The 19,035-nt window shown below is 43.9% G+C and carries 14 protein-coding genes; 10 read left to right on the top strand and 4 right to left on the bottom strand.

All coding sequences use genetic code 11. The annotated features are described in order from the left end of the window. Positions 1 to 6 precede the first annotated feature (6 nt). The 8 genes from nirD to AS141_RS17790 all read left to right on the top strand — a co-directional run bounded on the left by nirD (position 7) and on the right by AS141_RS17790 (position 11,753). On the top strand, positions 7 to 384 hold the full coding sequence (nirD, locus tag AS141_RS17825) for a nitrite reductase small subunit NirD (protein ID WP_057939053.1): 378 nt from the start codon (positions 7 to 9) through the stop codon (positions 382 to 384). 12 nt (positions 385 to 396) lie between these two features. Further along, on the top strand, positions 397 to 975 hold the full coding sequence (locus AS141_RS17820; protein ID WP_057939052.1) for a DUF4202 domain-containing protein: 579 nt from the start codon (positions 397 to 399) through the stop codon (positions 973 to 975). 4 nt (positions 976 to 979) lie between these two features. Further along, positions 980 to 2,791 (top strand): ATP-binding protein, encoded by a 1,812-nt coding sequence (locus AS141_RS17815; RefSeq protein WP_057939051.1) that lies wholly within the window; start codon positions 980 to 982, stop codon positions 2,789 to 2,791. 59 nt (positions 2,792 to 2,850) lie between these two features. Continuing rightward, positions 2,851 to 3,513 (top strand): response regulator, encoded by a 663-nt coding sequence (locus AS141_RS17810; RefSeq protein WP_057939050.1) that lies wholly within the window; start codon positions 2,851 to 2,853, stop codon positions 3,511 to 3,513. Positions 3,514 to 3,660: 147 nt separating this feature from the next. Then, a complete protein-coding gene (locus AS141_RS17805) occupies positions 3,661 to 5,085 on the top strand; it encodes an MFS transporter (protein WP_057939049.1) in 1,425 nt (474 codons plus the stop codon). Between the two features lie 104 nt (positions 5,086 to 5,189). Beyond that, complete coding sequence (locus tag AS141_RS17800; RefSeq protein ID WP_057939181.1) at positions 5,190 to 8,711, top strand: molybdopterin-dependent oxidoreductase; 3,522 nt, start codon at positions 5,190 to 5,192, stop codon at positions 8,709 to 8,711. 180 nt (positions 8,712 to 8,891) lie between these two features. Further along, positions 8,892 to 10,334 carry a rubredoxin gene (locus AS141_RS17795; protein WP_057939048.1) on the top strand — a complete coding sequence of 481 codons (1,443 nt, stop codon included), beginning with the start codon at positions 8,892 to 8,894 and terminating at the stop codon, positions 10,332 to 10,334. 147 nt (positions 10,335 to 10,481) lie between these two features. Then, the gene (locus AS141_RS17790) at positions 10,482 to 11,753 is read left to right on the top strand and encodes an alginate export family protein (protein WP_057939047.1); all 1,272 of its coding nucleotides are present in this window, start codon (positions 10,482 to 10,484) and stop codon (positions 11,751 to 11,753) included. A 2-nt stretch (positions 11,754 to 11,755) separates the two neighbouring features. On the opposite strand, the gene AS141_RS17785 is transcribed toward AS141_RS17790, so the two are convergent. After that, positions 11,756 to 13,867, bottom strand: coding sequence for a protein-disulfide reductase DsbD family protein (locus AS141_RS17785; RefSeq protein WP_057939046.1), 2,112 nt, complete (start codon positions 13,865 to 13,867; stop codon positions 11,756 to 11,758). Positions 13,868 to 13,915: 48 nt separating this feature from the next. After that, positions 13,916 to 15,301: a dipeptidase gene (locus AS141_RS17780; RefSeq protein ID WP_057939045.1), complete on the bottom strand. Its 1,386-nt coding sequence runs from the start codon at positions 15,299 to 15,301 to the stop codon at positions 13,916 to 13,918. A gap of 103 nt (positions 15,302 to 15,404) precedes the next feature. On the opposite strand from AS141_RS17780, the gene AS141_RS17775 reads away from it, so the two are divergent. Then, a complete protein-coding gene (locus AS141_RS17775; RefSeq protein ID WP_057939044.1) occupies positions 15,405 to 16,382 on the top strand; it encodes an NADPH:quinone oxidoreductase family protein in 978 nt (325 codons plus the stop codon). A gap of 225 nt (positions 16,383 to 16,607) precedes the next feature. Continuing rightward, entirely contained in the window at positions 16,608 to 17,246 is a 639-nt protein-coding gene (locus AS141_RS17770; protein ID WP_057939043.1) for an energy transducer TonB, read from the top strand. A gap of 73 nt (positions 17,247 to 17,319) precedes the next feature. On the opposite strand, the gene AS141_RS17765 is transcribed toward AS141_RS17770, so the two are convergent. Continuing rightward, the gene (locus tag AS141_RS17765; protein ID WP_057939042.1) at positions 17,320 to 17,748 is read right to left on the bottom strand and encodes a MarR family winged helix-turn-helix transcriptional regulator; all 429 of its coding nucleotides are present in this window, start codon (positions 17,746 to 17,748) and stop codon (positions 17,320 to 17,322) included. Positions 17,749 to 17,808: 60 nt separating this feature from the next. After that, a complete protein-coding gene (locus tag AS141_RS17760) occupies positions 17,809 to 19,026 on the bottom strand; it encodes a redoxin domain-containing protein (protein WP_057939041.1) in 1,218 nt (405 codons plus the stop codon). Positions 19,027 to 19,035 lie beyond the last annotated feature (9 nt).

Below are 19,035 nucleotides of genomic sequence, written 5' to 3'. Positions count from 1 at the left end.
AAGATTATGGAAGAATTATTAAAAAACTATCAATCCGTAGCCGAGCAGCAAGCTATTCATTGGATTAAAGTAGGTCAGACAGAAGACTTTCCAGAGAATGCAGGGGCCTGTGTGAAATACAACTCCAAGCAAATCGCGGTTTATCATTTTACCAGGACAAATTCCTGGTATGCCTGTCAAAATCTATGTCCCCATAAGATGGAAATGGTCCTTTCCCGGGGTATGATCGGCGATTTTCAGGGAATCCCAAAAGTTGCCTGTCCACTTCATAAGAAGACCTTTTCTCTGGAAGACGGCAGCAATTTGAACGGTGAAGAATACAGCATTGCGACCTATCCGGTCAGGATTCAAGAGGGAAATGTATATATTGGATTCGCAGATTAATCCAATATATACATGAACAAATTCCAGAAAGCGATCTCGCTGATCGACCAGGTCAACGCGGAAGACCCTATAAAAGAAGTAGTAGACGGCAAAGAGATAGCAAAAGAACTGCTTTACTCCATCCGAATGACAGAGAAGCTAGATCTGTTTGAACCCGAGGCTTCCGAAGCTATGCAGCTGGCCGTGAGGGCACAGCATATCGGAAGATGGAAGATCCCCAGGTCTGATTACCCCATGGATAGAGTGGGGTATCTCAAGTGGCGGGAAGAATTAAAAAAAATGCATGCCGACATGGCTGCCACTATTTTGGAAGAAGTGGGCTTCCAAGAGGAAGTCATCGAGCGGACAAAATTCCTGATCAGAAAGAAGCAACTTAAAACGGATCCTGAAACCCAAACCATGGAAGATGTCATTTGCCTGGTATTTCTCGAATATTATTTCGAAGAATTTGCCTCCAAACATGAATCTGCCAAAGTTATCGATATCCTTAAAAAAACCTGGGCGAAAATGTCTGACAAAGGACATCGTGCCGCACTGCAATTACCATTATCTCCTGAAAGCATAGAATTAGTCAAAGAAGCCATTACCTAATCAAATGACCGGTACATCGCGATCGCTGGATCAAGAAACTTTTAATCGTCTCCGCAGACTCTACATCATTGCCCTGGGGGCAATAGCCATCTCACTGATTGCAAGCCAGATTCTCATCAGAAAATACCTGAATGATCAGGAAAATGACAGCCGCCTGGTCAATGTGGCCGGCCGCCAGCGCATGCTCAGCCAGAAGCTGAATAAGGAAGTGCTCTTACTTTCCCATGCACAGTCTGCCGAGACCTCCAGCGCACTGATAGACTCAGTCCAACATACATTGAACCGATGGACAGAAGCCCACCAGGTTCTGCAGCGTGGAGATGAATCCCAGGATTTCTTTGTGGACAACAGTCCGGAAGTCTCAAAAATGTTTGAGCAGATCAATCCTGATTTCAATCAGGTGTCTGAGGCAACCCAGAATTTCCTTTTTCTCAAATCCAATACTTCTGATGATTCCACCGCCATCGCCGGGCAATTGAAGATTATTGAGTCTAATGCGAATAGGTTTCTCACCAAAATGGATGAGATTGTGAATCAGTACGATCATGAGGCCAAGGAAAAGGTCGCAAGCCTGCAGCGTCTGGAACTGCTCATCACATTGTTTACACTTCTGGTCTTGGTCGGCGAGTTTTTGATCATCTTTTGGCCTTCCGCAAAAGCCATGAAAGCAAGTATTCACGAGCTGATGAGTGCTGAGGAAAAAGCAATCCAAATGGCCAAAAATGCAGATATTCTCAGTCAGTCAAAAGAAAAGTCTGTCAGGGAATTGCAAGCCCTTAGCAAAGCCATGGATCAGATTCTGCTGTTTGCCAGAATAACTCCCGAAGGATACATCACCCATATGGGAGAGCGCTTCAGCAGGCTTTTCAAAGCCCAAAAATTCAGTATCCATGCTAAAATTTCTGATGTTCTCTCTCCTTTGGAGAATGAGAAACTTACCATTGACCGAATTATTGCAGAAAACAAAAAAGCAGGATGGGAAGGTGAATTAAAAACCACCTCCCAAACAGGGGAAGACATCTGGCTTGACGTATCCATGATTCCCTTCAATTCGGCGGAAGACAAATCCGAATTGATCTTGATCTGCCTGGATATCACCAAGCGAAAAGAGTTTATGCATCAGGTAGAGCAGTTGACTAAGGAGAGTTTTGAGGAGAAAATGCACCAACAAAAGGTAATTTCAAGACAAATCATCGAGAATCAGGAAAATGAGCAAAACCGCATTGCAAAAGACATTCATGACGGCATCGGCCAGATGCTCACCGGATTGAAATACCTTCTTGAGAGTGTGGACTCTTCTGATCCTGAGAAGGCCGAAGCCAAGATTATAAAACTCAAAGAACTCACATCCAATATTATCAAAGGAGTGCGAACAGCGACTTTCAACCTGACGCCTCCGGAATTAAAAGATTATGGCATAGTTCCCGCCCTTACAGAACTGACCCAGGAACTTTCTAAGCTTACAGGAAAGGATATTGTGCTATTCAATAAATCTGATTTCAACCAGCGGCTGGATTCTTTAGTGGAAATCAACCTTTACCGCATCACACAGGAAGCCATCAACAATGCGATTAAATACGCTGAATCATCCCATATTATCGTTACGGTCTCCCATAGCCAGAATATTCTCAGCATTATCGTCGATGATAACGGAAAGGGTTTTGATAAATCAAAACTTAAGTCCAAGCCGGATGAAGAGGGTGGCATGGGGCTCACTTTTATGAAAGAGCGGGTAAAATACATTAACGGAAGACTCTTCATCAACTCCTCTCCCAACGAAGGAACCAAAGTTACCCTCAACGTACCTTTAACTTAGATTTCCTAGATTTTTATACGTAAATTCAGTTTCTTTACTACGTATTTACTTAAACGCATATGAACCCAATTAAGATAGTTTTAGCAGATGATCATGAATTGGTCCGTGATGGAATCAAGTCGTTATTAGAAAGTGAAAAAGAGTTTGAGGTAATCGATGAAGCGGCTAACGGTGAAGAGGCCCTCGAGGTAATAGCAGCCAGAAACCCTGATTTATTGATAGTGGACATTCGTATGCCAAAGATGAATGGCCTTGAAGTGGTCAAGGAAATGACCAAAACCTTTCCCAACATCAAAAAACTGGTGTTATCCATGCATGACTCAGAAGAGTATGTGGTGGAAGCTATTCAAGCTGGAGCTGATGGCTATTTACTCAAAGGCTCGTCTAAAAGTGAGTTCTTGAAGGCCTTACATACGATTTCAAGTGGCGGGAAATTTTTTGCCGGGGATGTTTCTGCCTACATCATCAATAATTTTGTCAGTGGAAAAGCCAAACCATCCAGCAAAAGTGATGTTTACGCAGAAGAACTGGCCAATCTGACCAACAGAGAAAAACAGATCCTAGAGCAAATACTTGAAGGAAAAGGAAACAACGAAATTGCAGATGCTCTGGAAATCAGCAAGAGAACTGCTGAAGTACACCGCTTCAATCTGATGAAAAAATTAAATGTTAAGAACCTCGTTGAGCTGACCACAAAATCCAGAGAATTAAATCTAATCTAAGTAGAGTACCCGATTTTATACGTAGTCAAAAAAACCACTTAAAGCCATACTAAGTGGTTTTTTTTAATTTTTATCTAAAAAAATTACGTATTCAGTATTGTAATTACGTATTAATACTTAATTTTAACCAAGATAAAAATAAGTATTATGCAACCACTACTTACACACAAAGCAACACGGTTAAATCTATTGGATTTTAAAACTGTTTCGATCCGGACTTTCTGGATCACTTCCATCGCATTCTTCATCTGCTTTTTTGCATGGTTCGGCATTGTGCCTTTCATGCCAGACGTAGTCAAGGACCTGGGCCTAACTCCTGCACAAAAATGGAACGCAACCGTTCTTGCAGTAGCGGGAACTGTTTTCGCCAGGCTATTGATCGGCAAGCTATGTGATAAATATGGCCCAAGGCTTTGCTATACCTGGCTACTTATCCTAGGATCTATTCCGGTGATTTTTAGCGGCCTGGTACAGACTCCTATGCAATTTTACATTTGCAGACTGCTCACAGGATTCATCGGAGCTTCTTTTGTCATTACCCAGGTACATACTTCCCTGATGTTTGCATCCAATGTGGTAGGAACAGCCAATGCCACTTCTGCCGGATGGGGGAATCTCGGCGGGGGCGCAAACAGATTGGGCATGCCGATCATCGCAGCTATAGTAATTGGCTTGGGAGTTGCGGAAGCGGATGCCTGGAGATACTCTATGGTGATAGCCGGAATTGTATGCTTTGGGATGGGATTAGTATATTATTTCTTTACCAAAGACACTCCCGAGGGCAATTTCAAAGAATTAGAGGCAAGAGGCATGAAAGTACCTTCCGCTAAAAAGGACAAAGTCGGATTTATGGAAGCGGTGAAAGACTACCGTGTCTGGTTGCTTTTCATCGTTTATGCTGCATGCTTTGGAATAGAACTGACGGTATATGGCACCATGGATGATTACCTCCAAAACACGTTTCAACTCGAACGGATTACTGCAGGAAATATCGTTCTCTCTTTTGCCCTGATGAATATTTTTGCCAGGACACTAGGCGGATTTTTTGGGGACAAATATGGGAAAACAAAAGGATTGAAAGGTAGAGTCTGGTTTTTGGCTGCAATCTTGATTGCCGAGGGACTGATGCTAAGTTTATTTTCCCTGACCACCAGCCTGGCGCTTGGGTTTGGATTACTTGTAGCATTCAGCTTGACTGTACAGATGGCAGAGGGGGCAACGTTCTCTGTTGTGCCGTTTGTTAACAGAAAAGCCATCGGATCCATCTCCGGAATCGTAGGGGCCGGGGGGAATTTCGGCGCATTTTTGGCTGCGCTTTTCTTGAGTTCAAAGTCCGCTGTAGCGGAAAAAGCCGCTCTTATTGCGAGCGAAACACTGGGGGCAGAAGCTGCCGCCGTGGCTCAATCAGCAGCAGCTGCAAGTGCCGTTTCTGCCGGATATCTAATAATCGGAGGACTGATCGTAGTTTCGGGCGTGGTGGCGTTAGCTATCCGGTTTAGCACTGAAGATGAGAAAGTAGCTGAAGTAGAATTAAGCAAACTACAGCCTGAATTAGTCAGAATAGATAATTAACTTGTATCATCAACCCCACAATAGCTCCTCTGCAATGAATCACATATCTTGCAGATGAGCTATTTTGTTCTAAACCTATTTTCAATGGTAATTTCTGAGTTGTGATCCCAGATAAAAAAGTCAAAACCACTTGCTCCTACTGCGGCGTTGGCTGTGGAATAGTAGCTGGTGTGGACACTCAAAATAAAGTACAGGTCGAAGGCGATCAAGATCATCCGGTGAACCAAGGCATGCTTTGCTCCAAAGGCATGAACCTCCACTATGTTGTCAATGACACTTCCGATAGAATTCTTTACCCTGAAATGCGCTGGAGCCGGTCCCATCCCCGGGAGAGAGTAAGCTGGGATGAGGGGCTGGACAGAGCAGCAGGCGTTTTCAGATCCCTGATCCATAAATTCGGGCCAAAAAGTGTGGGGTTCTATATCTCCGGACAGTGCCTGACCGAAGAGTACTACATTGCCAATAAGCTGACTAAAGGCTTTCTCGGCACCAACAACATCGACACAAACAGCCGCCTCTGCATGAGCTCGGCCGTGGTAGCTTACAAAAAAACCTTCGGTGAAGATTCCGTTCCTATCTCCTACGAAGACATTGAGCTTGCTGATGCTTTTTTGATCGCAGGTGCAAACCCAGCCTGGTGCCACCCGATACTATTCCGCAGATTGGAAAAACACAAAGAGAAAAACCCACATGTGAAGATAATCGTGGTGGATCCACGTAAAACCGATTCGGCCACCTTCGCAGATATCCACCTACAACTCATTCCGGGCACAGACATCATTTTGTACAATGCCATAGGCAGAAGAATCATCGATATAGGCCTGGCCGACAAAGAATTTATAGAAAAACATACCGAAAACTACCTGAAATACCGCAAGCAGGTCATGGCAACTTCCCTGAAAGAAGCTTCCAGACTGTGCGGGATTTCTATTGCTGATATTAAGAAAGTGGCCGAGATCATCGGGGAGTCCAAAGGATTTATCAGCATGTGGGCGATGGGCTTGAATCAAAGTGCCATCGGTACTGACAAGAACTTTTCACTTCTGAACCTGTCCCTGGTGACAGGCAGAATCGGCAAGCCCGGAAATGGTCCTTTCTCGCTCACCGGACAACCAAATGCCATGGGCGGGCGTGAAGTTGGGGGCATGGCGAATCTACTCGCAGTGCACAAGGAACTGAATAACCCAGTACATCGTCAGGAAGTCGCCAATTTTTGGGGAGTGAATGAGATTTCTCCCGAGCCGGGGCTTACAGCCACAGAAATGTTTGATGCCTTGGAAAGCGGGGAGATGAAAGCTGTATGGATTATCTGCACCAATCCTATGGTGAGTTTGCCCAACTCGAAGAGAATCGAAAAGGCTCTTCAAAACGCCAAATTTGTGGTTGTGCAGGATATTTCTCACAAAGCAGACACCCTAGACTACGCTGATCTGGTACTTCCTGCAGCCGGATGGCTGGAAAAGGAAGGTACCATGACCAATTCGGAGCGCCGGATTTCCTACTTAAACAAAGGAATCAATCCTCCGGGTGAGGCAAGACCTGACGTGGAGATTCTCTGTGATTTTGCACGTAGAATGGGCTTTCGTGGCTTCAATTATGCCAACACGGAGGAAATCTACGAAGAGTACTGCGCCATGACCAAAGGCACGAACATAGATATCTCTTTTCTGAATTATGACAGGCTCAAGAGTGAAGGCACCTTCCAGTGGCCAGTGCCAGCCTATAGACATACGGGAACTCCACGGCTTTTTGCGGACAATAAATTCTATACCCCTACTCAAAAAGCGGTTTTCAATATCCCCGCCCAGATTACCAACACATCCGAAAAAACAAGCAAAGAATACCCGCTGATCCTTACCACGGGACGCGTCAGGGATCAGTGGCATACGATGACAAAAACCGGAAAAGTATCCCGACTACGCACGCATTACCCCAGTCCGGTACTTGAAATCAACCCAATCGATGCTTACCTGGACAAAGTGAAAGACGGGGATGTGGTAGAAGTGAAAAGTAAGAACGGGATAGTTCGGGTAAAGGCGAAACTTTCGAAAAGCATCCGCGAGGGGGTGGTTTTTCTTCCAATGCACTGGGGCAAGCAATTGCAAAGTGATCTCAACCGGGCAAATAACCTGACCAAAACAGTGATGGATCCCCAATCCAAAGAACCGGATTTTAAATTCACGACAGTGTCCGTTTCCAAATACCAAAAAGCTCCGGAAAAAATCGTGGTAGTAGGAGCCGGAGCAGCGGCATTCCGATTTGTCCAGAATTATCGGGAGCATAATGAATCTGACCAAATCCATGTGTTTTCCAAAGAGCCGCATCCATTTTATAACCGGGTGCTTTTGCCGGAGTACGTGACAGAGGAACTGACCTGGGAGCAGCTACAGAAGATCAAAGAGCAGGAACTGAAAAAATTGAAAATCAGCCTGCACACCGGACTTTCAATAGAGAAAATTGATCCCGAAAAACAGGTGGTGGTGGACGATGAAGGAAAAGAATATTCCTTTGACAAGTTGATCCTTGCCACGGGAAGCCGCGCTTTTATCCCCAAAGACGCCCAACTTGATCTGCCGGGACGCTTCACGATGCGAAGTAAGATAGACGCAGACAGATTTAAAGATTACCTGGATTCTACCAAACTTCCTCCCGAAAACCAGCATGTGGTAATTATCGGTGGGGGACTGCTTGGGCTGGAGTTAGCGGCAGCATTGCAGCACAATCATGTGAAAGTGACCATCGTGCAACGTGCTTCCCGCTTGATGGAAAGGCAGCTGGATGAAGTTTCCAGTAAGCTGCTATCACTGGATGTGCAAGAGCGGGGAATACACGTATATTTCGATAATGAGGTGAGTACCGTTTTCGATGATGAAGAGAATAAATCCCTGTCTATCACACTAAAGAGTGGTAAAATCATTTATGCCAATGCGGTGGTATACGCCATTGGAACGCAGCCCAACATAAAAATCGCGCGGGACAATGGCATTTTGTGCGGCCGCGGAATTAAGGTAAACCAGCATTTACAAACGAATTATCCCAACATTTTTGCCATAGGCGAAATCGCTGAATTTCAGAATCAACTCTTCGGAATCACTTCTGCAGCAGAAGAACAGGCCATGGTTTTGGCAAATTATATCGCAGGGGATGTGAGTAGCATATACTCCGGTTCAGTGCTGATGAATATTTTGAAATTCAAGGATCTGGAACTTTGCAGTATCGGCGATATTCTGATTCCCGAAAATGATGATTCTTATGAGGAAATCATTTTCACAGATATGAGCCGCCGCTATTACAAAAAATGCATCGTCAAGGATGATCTGCTGATCGGAGCGGTATTGATGGGTGACAAAAATGAATTCGCTGAGTTTAAATCCCTGATTGAAAACAAAATAGAGCTTTCTGAAAAGCGTAAATCTCTGCTGATGGGTTCTTCGGACACGCGTCCGGTGATCGGCAAATTAGTCTGTAGCTGTAGCCGTGTAGGAGAAGGGAATATCACCGAAGCCATCGCTGGTGGATGTTCGGATTTCACCGAACTCTGTCAGCAAACAGGAGCAGGTTTGGGTTGTGGCAGCTGCAAAACGGAGGTTAGGGAAATTCTTCACCAATCAAAAGTACTCGCATGAAATCGAGCATGACTCTAGAACCACACACTGGGATGATTATAATGCATGCGAGATTCCATATGCCCCTTAAAAGATAAATTATAATCATATGAAATCGAGCATGTTGCAGGAAGCACACAGAGAGATGATTATCTACCATGCGAGATTCCATATGGCCTTTTAAAAGCAAATTATAATCATATGAAACAGACCTATTCAAGAATAGTGGTGAAGGGCGGTGTGTTATCGCCTGCAGAATTAAAACAGATTTTGGAATTGGCGGAAAGTGCAGGGCTGGCTACCATTTCCTTTGGCTCCCGGCAGGATATCCTTTTTATCAAAGAGGAGGGCAATCTGCAGATCGATACACAAGACAAATTTCAACTGGTCTCCCCTGATGAAATAGGGGCAGAAAACATTGTTTCTTCCTATGTATCTGCAGATATTTTTCCGAACACTCCTTGGTTGACAGGTGATCGATACTTATATATCCTGGAACAATTTCGAGTTCAGCCAAATCTGAAAATAAATATCACGGATCCCAAACAGCGGCTAGTTCCACTGTTTACAGGTCATCTGAATTTTATCGCCTCAGCACATGAGGATTATTGGTACCTATATGTACGCTTACCGGAATGGGAAGACACGATGATGTATCCAGCCCTTATCTACAGTTGGGATATGGCAAAGGTGGCTTCCGCCATCGAAGCTATACTGCAAGAAGAACCGGAGAATGTAGAATTCCTTTTTGAGCTGGTGAATGATGCTGTTGATTCCAACAATCGGACAGTGGATAGCCCCTTGGAGGTACCTTTCCACCCATTTCCCTACTATGAAGGAATCAACCGCGTAGGTGACGACCGCTATTGGCTGGGCCTATACTGGAGAAACAACAGGTACTATACCGATTTTCTCAAAGTTCTCTGTGATCTCTGTGCAGACAGCCGCATAGGTAAAATATCCATTACACCATGGAAATCAATCATTATCAAAGGTATACCTGAAAACACAAAAATCGAGTGGGAAAGACTGCTTGGCCGCTACGGAATCAACGTTCGCCATTCCATGCTGGAGCTGAACTGGCACCTCCCTGTCAACAATAAATCGGCTCTCAAGCTGAAGGAGTACTTGGTGGAGAACTTTGATAAAAGAGACATCAGTACCTACGGATTGACTTTCGGGATCACAGATTATACCAGAAAAGCATACTATTTCACATCCATTATTGTAGAAAAAAATCTTCCTCCCCCTGGCCTGGATGGAATAAAAATCCGCAATACCTACAATTTGCTTTATGCCAAAAACTTCGATCCTAATACGCAGCAATACATTGTGTATGTACAGGAAGTCGATAAAGCTGAATTGCCCGGACTGTTGATAGAGTTGAGCAAAATGTATTTTGAGCAGTTGGGGAAAAAACCAGAACGATCTAAAAAGCTTTCCAGCCCAAAAGAAACGATCAAAACAGAAGCCTATCAATGCTCGGACTGCCTCACGGTATACGATCCTCAGTATGGGGATTCTGTTCAGAATATTCCGGCATTGACTCCTTTTGAAGAGTTGCCTGAAACATACCTATGTCCCTTATGTGATGCTCCAAAGGCAAAGTTTACCTTAAAGATTTTTGAGAAACAGATTGAATGATCAGCAAAAAATGGTCAGACTCAGCTGATAAAAAAACCTGGCTGTAACCAAACATCCAAAATACTTAGAAATACTACGTAATACACTAGGAAATAATAAGTATATATACGTATATTCGTTCGGGTTTAACTTTACCACACTCGAACTATGAAAAGAATTTTTACACTCGTTTTGCTTTCGTTATGTCTTAGCAGCCACCTGAAAGCTCAAGAATTTACACTGGATGCAGATATCCGTCCACGATTTGAATACAGGCACGGATTCGGAAGTTTATTTCCCGACGAAGGCAACCCTGCAGCATTTGTCACGCAACGCTCAAGGCTTAATCTGCGCTTTAAGGACGAAAAGCTAAGCCTTTATCTCAGCTTTCAGGATGTTAGCACCTGGGGAGATACCCAGCAGCTTAGCAGCTCAGATAACAACAATTCCTTTTCTCTATTTCAAGCATGGATCCGCTATGCATTCACTGAAAACTGGGCATTAAAACTGGGCAGGCAGACAATCTCCTACGACGATCAGCGGATATTGGGAGAAGTGGATTGGGCGATGCAGGGGAGGTTTCATGATGCAGCGATGATCCAATATTCCAAAAACAAATTCAAATTGGACCTGGCATTTGCATACAATCAGGAAGCACAGAATTCACTCGGCACGGACTACACGGTCACGGGCGCATTTTCTTATAAGACTATGCAGATGGCGCATGTGACGAAAACCTGGGATAAGGCTTCCTTCAGCTTTTTGTTTATGAACAACGGTTTTCAAAAATACACCAGCGATCCTGTGCCGCTGACGGACGGTGTTTATAACCGACAGACTACCGGTACCTATTTTACTTTTCCTTTGTCGGTCTTCTCTATCACAGGATCTGCCTATCTGCAAACAGGAAAGGCAAATTCCTCAACAGACCTCAGCGCTTACCAGTATATGGTGGAAGCAAAATATAGTCTGGGAAAGACAACAGTAATTGCCGGCTTTGAGTCATTAAGTGGAACTGATCAAGACAGAGAAGAAAAGAACAAATCCTTCTTTCCGCTCTACGGAACTAACCACAAGTTCAATGGATATATGGACTATTTCTATGTAGGAAACCATGCAAACAACGTCGGACTGAATGATGTCTATGGGAAGATTACCTTAACACTCGGAGAAAAATCCACGTTGGGATTAAATACCCATGTGTTCTTCGCAAATGCTGAAATGGCAAGTGATCTAAGCCAAAATCTCGGCACAGAACTGGATCTTGTTTTCTCTAAGAGCATCGCCAAATTCATTAAAATGAATGTAGGCTATTCCCAGATGTTTGCCACCGAAAGTATGAGCTCGGTGAAAGGAGGAATCCCCTCAGACAACACCAACAACTGGGGATGGGCACAGCTGATCATCAATCCCAGGTTACTCACACACACGCTAAAGTAGAATTAATCTGATCCCCTGAACCTCTCCTTCGCTCCATCCAAAAACTCAACGAATGCCTGAATATCAGTATCGTAACCTTGGGGTGGGGCGAGGAGATTTTCATTATGGTCCAAGATTACATAGTAAGGTTGGGCATTGTTCCGGAAGCGTGTGATCTGGAAATCTGCATTTTTCTTTCCAAGAGTTTTTTTGATTTTTCCGTCGTATTCCGAAGTGTACCATTCACTTTCCGGGAGTTCGAGTCGCTCATCTATATACAGGGCTACCATCACAAAGTCCTCCTTGAGTCTTTTCAACACCTGCGGGTCCACCCAGACATTCTCCTCCATTTTCCGACAATTCACACAGCCATGCCCTGTGAAATCAATCAGAAGTGGCTTATTCGCTTTTTTGGCTGCCCGCATGGCTTGTTCATAGTCGAAATACCCTTGGATTCCATGAGGGATTTCCAATGGGATATCAGCATGCTTCACAGGTTCTCCCAAAATATTCTCCCCGGCTTCAACCATACCCAGACCACCGGTCATTTTGAACTGCTGTGTAGACATGGGGGGAAGGAAACCGCTTAGGTATTTCAGCGGAGCACCAAATAGCCCCGGGATCATGTAAAGCACGAACATGAACGTAACCAGTGCCAAAAGCAATCGTGGAACACCTATGGTATCGGTTGGAGAATCGTGCGGAAGCCGGATTTTTCCTAAGAGATAAAGCCCCAATCCACTGAAAATCACAATCCAGATAATCAAGAAAATGTCGCGGTCCAGGATTCCCCAATGGTAAACCAAGTCGGCCATGGACAGGAATTTGAATGCCAATGCAAGTTCGAGGAAACCTAATACCACTTTTACAGAGTTCAGCCAACCGCCGGATTTTGGCAGGCGGTTCATCCATTCCGGGAAAATAGCAAACAGCGTAAAGGGGATCGCGAAAGCCAGTGAAAAGGCGAACATTCCCAAAATCGGTTTCAGTAATTCCCCTCCGGCCGAAGAGATCAAAATTGACCCTACAATGGGCCCAGTACATGAAAAGGAGACCAAAACCAGCGTAAATGCCATAAAGAAAACACCGATCATCCCTCCCTTTTCTGCTTTCTCATCTACTTTATTCACCAATCCTGAAGGCAGGGTAATCTCAAACATGCCCAGAAAAGCCAATGCGAAAAATATAAAAACCCCAAAGAAAAAAAGATTAGGAAGCCAGTGTGTTGCCAACCAATTGGCAAATTCAGGCCCTTGGATTGCCGCTACCGCCGTGCCTGCTATGGTATAAATTGCAATGATGGAAAAGCCGTATAGGGCTGCATTTCTTATTCCCGCAGCTTTGCTGCCTGCACGACCTGTAAAAAAGCTCACCGTCATAGGGATCATAGGAAAAACGCAGGGTGTGAGCAAGGCTGCCAGACCGGCAAGGAATGCCAAAACCATAAAACCCCAAAGCGATTCTTTCTCTTGAATAGGAACAATCCCAAAAGATGAATCGGTATTTTCTACTCCAGCCTCATTAATTGGATTTTCATCACTGTCAGCTGAAGCAGCTGTCGGGTTATTTACTTCTTGCTTTGCTGCTTCCCCAAAGGAAGAACTGTTTTGATTAGGGGATACTGGATTCGTTGCTGATTTTTTTGGTCCAAGCTTAGCTGTAAAATTCAACAAAATATCCTCCTCATAATTGACACACTGGCCTGTCAGGTCAGAGCACATCTGATATTCTAAAGTCCCTGAAATTTTTCCCGAAGTAGTGCCGGGAACAAAGGATTGCTCAAACCTTCCTTTTCCTATGAAATAGTTGACGTTCCCCTCCCAGATATCCTCGTACTTTGTCTTGGGACCGATCGCTCTGAATTCACCTTTTAACTCATATCCTTCTGGTTCATCCAAGTTCAACGTTGCCAAAATTGGGCCGAGATCCGGGTCAAAATCATTGGCATAGATATACCATCCGATTGGAATTTCAGCTACAAAGACAAGGGTGCCTTCCTCACCTACTGTGAGCGCTTTCTCATCAATGGAAATTGTCCATTTTGGAGGAGCGATAATCTGGGCATGGGTGTAGAAACTGAAGAAAAGCAATGCCAATAGCAGTAGTTTTCCTGATTTTCCTTGGACTTTAGTCATGAAGCTGGGTTGCAAATGAAATGGGAATTAATAGTAATAAGGGATTTATTACTCGCTGAGCTTTCTAAACTGACGGAAGAAAGCGGCAATGGTTTCTATTCCTATAAAGTAATTTTTCACACCATAATGTTCATTGGGTGAATGCAATGCATCCGTATCCAATCCAAAACCGAATAAAATCGGATCAGAGCCCAATTCCTTCTGGAACAGCGCAACGATAGGAATAGATCCCCCTTCACGTGTGGGAATTGGTCTTTTTCCAAAAGTCTCCTCCATGGCCGCCTCTGCAGCCTTATATCCAACAGAAGAGTCAGAAACAACTGCTGGAGCACCCCCATGATGTGCACGGACCTTCACCCTCACAGATTTCGGTGCGATAGATTTGAAGTAATTTTCAAACAATTCAGAGATTTCGTGCCAGTCCTGGTCGGGAACTAGTCTCATAGAGATTTTTGCATGCGCCTTGGAAGGCAAAACAGTCTTCGCACCCTCTCCAGTATATCCGCCCCAAATACCGTTCACATCAAGCGTGGGACGTATACCGACCCGTTCGATGGTTGTGTAGCCTTTTTCTCCATGTACAGCCTCGATATCCAGTTTATCCTGGTATTCATTTAGATCAAATGGGGCTTCATTGAGCCGTTCTCTTTGCGCAGCAGTAAGCTCCTGCACTTTATCATAGAATCCAGGAATAGTAATATGGTCGTTCTCATCTTTCATGGATGCAATCATATCACACAGCACATTGATCGGATTGGCTACAGCTCCGCCATAGGTACCTGAGTGCAGGTCACGGTTTGACCCGGTCACCTCAACCTCCATGTAAGCCATGCCGCGAAGACCAACCGTGATGGAGGGATCTTGCATAGAGATCATATGGGTATCTGAAATCAGAATAACATCCGCTTTGAGTTTTTCTTTGTTTTCGATGACGAATTTGTCCAGATTGTCAGAACCGACTTCCTCCTCGCCTTCTATCATGAATTTGATATTACAGGGCAAATCCCCTGAAGCCATCATAGCTTCAAACGCTTTCACATACATGTAAAACTGCCCTTTGTCATCCGCAGATCCCCGCGCGAAAATCGCTCCTTCAGGATGGATTTTGGTCTTTTTGATAACCGGCTCAAAAGGTGGAGAATCCCAAAGCTCATAAGGGTCAGCAGGCTGCACATCATAGTGCCCATACACCAAAACTGTCTTTAAAGCAGGATCAATAATTTTCTCTCCGTAAACAATAGGATAACCCATAGTCTGGCAGATTTCCACTACATCAGCACCAGCCCTTTCCAGGCTCTCTTTTACAAAATCTGCTGCTGCAAAGACATTATCTTTGAATTTTGGATCAGCACTTACTGATGGGATTCTGAGCAAATCCAATAATTCATTGAGAAAGCGATCTTTATTATCGCGGATAAAATCATTAACAGCCATATATCTGGGGATTAGTTGGTAAAGGCTCAAAATTATCCTTTTAAGCATGAAATGCCTATTTTATCCCTACTTTTCAACACTACAAAAACCAACATAGTAAGTTATGAGAGCAATGATTTGCGAAGAGTTCGGGGCATTGGAGAATTTAAAACCCGGTGAATTGCCTGATCCAAAGCCTGGAAAAAATCAGGTTTTGATTAAAGTGGCCGTATGTGGAGTCAGTTACCCGGACTTGCTTATCATTCAAAACAAGTATCAATTCAAGCCGGAACTCCCCTTTTCTCCGGGTGGTGAAGCCGTTGGGGTAATTATCGAGTTAGGCAAAAATGTAAAAAACCTCAAAGTGGGTGATCGTGTTTTAGCCCTTTGTCGCTGGGGAGGGTTGGCAGAAAAGGTAGCGGTGGATTTTGACCGCGTTTTTTTGCTGCCTGCATGGATTTCTTCGGAGACTGCCGCAAGTTCTCTTTATTCTTATAGCACTTCTTTGTATGCCCTGAAAGACCGGGGGCAATTGCAAGCCGGAGAAACACTACTTGTGCTGGGAGCGGCAGGAGCTATTGGTTTGGCAGGGGTGGAACTGGGAAAGGCCATGGGGGCAAAAGTCATTGCTGCGGCCTCCTCACATGCAAAATTGAGGCTATGCGAAAGCAAAGGAGCGGATGAGACTATCAACTATGTAGCTGAAGATCTGAAAGGCCGAATCAAAGAACTTACCAACCGCACAGGTGTAGATGTGGTTTTGGATCCTGTAGGAGGAAAATATACCGAACTTGCAGTGAGAGGGACCGCCTGGAAAGGACGCTATTTAATTGTCGGTTTTGCAGATGGAGAAATCCCCAAAATCCCCATGAATTTACCATTGCTTAAGGGCTGTTCTATTGTTGGGGTGTTTTGGGGGAATTTTTCAAAAGTGGAAGCTGAAAGTAATCGGAGCAATATGAATCAGCTCTATCAGTGGTTTTTGGAGGCCAGAATAACTGGGCATCCTGTTGAAATCTATGATCTAAAAAATGTGAAGACTGCAATGCTGGCACTTCAGAATAGAAACAATTTTAAAAAAGGTGTTGTGAGAATATCTTGAGCAATTAACTAAACATAACTTAAATCTATTACGTAAGAACACATATCTCTTTAGTTTATGTGATTATCTACAGCATGTTGCCAGAAACCAAAATTTCTTTGTTTGACCAGACCGCAGCCGGGAGACCGAAGCCTAAATGCTTGTGTTAACCAAATGCTACTATGCTTAGTCTCCTTACTGGCCGAAAGTGGATGTACCTATTTAGTTTAAACCAAATTATTCGTTATGCTTAGAAGCATCTTTTTCTCTCTATTATTCTGTACCACTTTTAGTTCCTTTTCCCAGACTACGTTCAATCCCGAGACTGAAACAGATTTTGAGAAGGCAACCTATTCCCAAGGAGATCTGATTAGCATCCTGGGACAAGAGTTGATTTACCCTAAAGATGCTGCCGCAAACGGAACTGAAGGGGATGTGATATTTCTCCTTACAATAGACAAGACGGGGAAATTGATTTCCTACGAAGCAAAGGAGCGCGTTTCAGATGAACTAGCCATGCAAGCCGAAGAGGCGATCAAAAGACTGACAGGCACTTGGGCACCAAGTAAAGTTCATGGCCAGCCGGTCGATCGGACCTATTTACTGGTATTCAGCTATAAGATTTTTTATAATGCTTTGCCTCTGGATTACCACGAGATGGCCAAAAAATTTGAAGAGAAAGGAAAGCCTGATAAGGCAGTTAGAACTTACACCGACGCAATTAAGAATTACCCTTTTGAGCCTGTCTACTATTCCATGAGAGCAAAGTACAAAAAAGAAACCGGGGATGAGAATGGTGCAAAAGCCGATGAACTCATGGCTGAAAAAATGAATATGGAAGTATTGGCGGTGGTGGAAATTGCCCAATCGCAAAGCGTTCGATAGAAAATAAAGATTACAGAAATGGCTTCCTTTTGACATAGCCAGTAACCTCAACTTCAAGTTTTTCCATTTTAGTCTACACCTTTAAGTGATTAATACGCGCTAACAATACTTCAAGAGACCGGTTCAGGTCAGTTAGGCTTGATTCTGAATTATCAACAAACTTTTCATTCAACGAATTTATAACTTGTCCCGCTTTTGATTGGAGAGATTTTCCTGGATAGGTCAACTCGATGTGGACAGTTCTTTCGTCAGTCTCACTTCGTTGTCTCTTCACATAATTCATTGCTTCCAGTTTTTTCAACAAGGGAGTCAATGTGCCCGAGTCAAGATAGAGAAGCTTTCCGATTTCGTTGACTTTTAGCCCGTCTACTTCCCATAGTACGGAGAGTACCAGAAACTGCGGATAGGTCAAATTCAGTCCATTCAACTCTTTTTGTATAAGCTGAACAAGTAACCGGGAATTTGAATAAAGTAAGAGCGATAGCTGATGAATCTGTGACATAAAACTCAATTAAGATTTTATACAATTTAACCGTATAATCTTAGATAAGAAGTATTTCTGTCAGTAATATCTACCAATCAAAGGATGATCTACGATCTCTCTTTTCAGTTCATTTGCATCAATTGTTCCTGATACCCGGTAAGCGATATTTCCTCCCGGCTCTATGAGTAAAGTAATGGGCAGACTACCATCCCATTCTTTTCCTACCACATCGATTACTTTGTATTTATCATCAGTATCCATGATGTAATTGGGAAGTGCTGAAGCTTTTCCTTTCAGGTATTTCAGTGCCTTTTCCGATTGGTCCGGATTGTCCATACTAATGGAGACAAACTGAAAATCCCGCTCTCCATACATGCGCTGAATCGTGACAAATTCCGGATATTCAATAATGCACGGACCGCACCACGTAGCCCAGAAATTAACCAAAAGCAACTCTCCAGTATCATTTTTCAAAAGACCCGCCAGCGCATCCGGTGCTAACTTTTCGATAGTTACTTCTTTCTCCTTCCAGGCCTTGTTGGTTTTGATCGTGTACTCATTCTTCCATGCCCATTTCATAGAGCATCCAAAAGCCGGGGTCTGGGCCTCCGCCTCAGGAAGGCTTTCCCCAGCTAAGGTCATATCTATTGCTTTTCTAAGATCCTCAGCGTTAGCAGTCCCCGGTTTTTCCGAAGCATCTATTCTACCCGAATAGCTAAGTTTTCTTTCTTTATTAAAAACAAAAACATGCGGGGTTGCCGTAGGCCCATAGGCCAACGAAAATTCATGTGTATCCCCGTCGTAGAGGTAAGGGAAATTGTAAGCTTTATCCTTTGCTCTGATTTTCATCTCCTCGAATGTATCACTGAGATCTGTGTAGCCTAGTTCTTCGGGGAGAATTCCAATCGGGCTATTGGAAGAAATGGCCACAAAAGAGACATTTTTGTCTTTGTAATCTTCCACCACATCGATAAATCTGTCCTCATAAGCTTGTGCGGTAGGGCAGTGATTACAGGTAAAGTTGATTACAAGTACATCTGAATCAGCATAGTCTTCCAGCCTGTGAAATTTATCGTCAATTCCTGGCAGCTTGAATGGAGGTGCCTGATCACCAATTTCCAATTTTCCAACTGGTTGCTCCTCCACCACAATCGGATTGGCCACGAATACTGCATCTGAAGTTACTTCTGCCGTAGTTTCACTAGTTTCCTTGGGAGTATTGGTGCATTGGCTAAGTAAGAGCGTTGCTCCTAAGATAGCCTCGAATAAAAGGACGAGTTTGAATTTAGAGTTCATAGGCTTTTA

Source organism: Algoriphagus resistens (assembly GCF_001442615.1).
Classification (GTDB): Bacteria; Bacteroidota; Bacteroidia; order Cytophagales; family Cyclobacteriaceae; genus Algoriphagus; species Algoriphagus resistens.
The sequence above is the reverse complement of the archived record's forward strand: the minus strand, read 5'-3'. Positions and strand labels throughout refer to the sequence as shown.

Excerpts from the sequence above, each read along its gene's own strand:
- nirD (WP_057939053.1), top strand. The coding sequence starts at position 7 with ATGGAAGAATTATTAAAAAACTATCAATCCGTAGCCGAGCAGCAAGCT.
- AS141_RS17820 (WP_057939052.1), top strand. The coding sequence starts at position 397 with ATGAACAAATTCCAGAAAGCGATCTCGCTGATCGACCAGGTCAACGCG.
- AS141_RS17815 (WP_057939051.1), top strand. The coding sequence starts at position 980 with ATGACCGGTACATCGCGATCGCTGGATCAAGAAACTTTTAATCGTCTC.
- AS141_RS17810 (WP_057939050.1), top strand. The coding sequence starts at position 2,851 with ATGAACCCAATTAAGATAGTTTTAGCAGATGATCATGAATTGGTCCGT.
- AS141_RS17805 (WP_057939049.1), top strand. The coding sequence starts at position 3,661 with ATGCAACCACTACTTACACACAAAGCAACACGGTTAAATCTATTGGAT.
- AS141_RS17795 (WP_057939048.1), top strand. The coding sequence starts at position 8,892 with ATGAAACAGACCTATTCAAGAATAGTGGTGAAGGGCGGTGTGTTATCG.
- AS141_RS17790 (WP_057939047.1), top strand. The coding sequence starts at position 10,482 with ATGAAAAGAATTTTTACACTCGTTTTGCTTTCGTTATGTCTTAGCAGC.
- AS141_RS17785 (WP_057939046.1), bottom strand. The coding sequence starts at position 13,867 with ATGACTAAAGTCCAAGGAAAATCAGGAAAACTACTGCTATTGGCATTG.
- AS141_RS17780 (WP_057939045.1), bottom strand. The coding sequence starts at position 15,301 with ATGGCTGTTAATGATTTTATCCGCGATAATAAAGATCGCTTTCTCAAT.
- AS141_RS17775 (WP_057939044.1), top strand. The coding sequence starts at position 15,405 with ATGAGAGCAATGATTTGCGAAGAGTTCGGGGCATTGGAGAATTTAAAA.
- AS141_RS17770 (WP_057939043.1), top strand. The coding sequence starts at position 16,608 with ATGCTTAGAAGCATCTTTTTCTCTCTATTATTCTGTACCACTTTTAGT.
- AS141_RS17765 (WP_057939042.1), bottom strand. The coding sequence starts at position 17,748 with ATGTCACAGATTCATCAGCTATCGCTCTTACTTTATTCAAATTCCCGG.
- AS141_RS17760 (WP_057939041.1), bottom strand. The coding sequence starts at position 19,026 with ATGAACTCTAAATTCAAACTCGTCCTTTTATTCGAGGCTATCTTAGGA.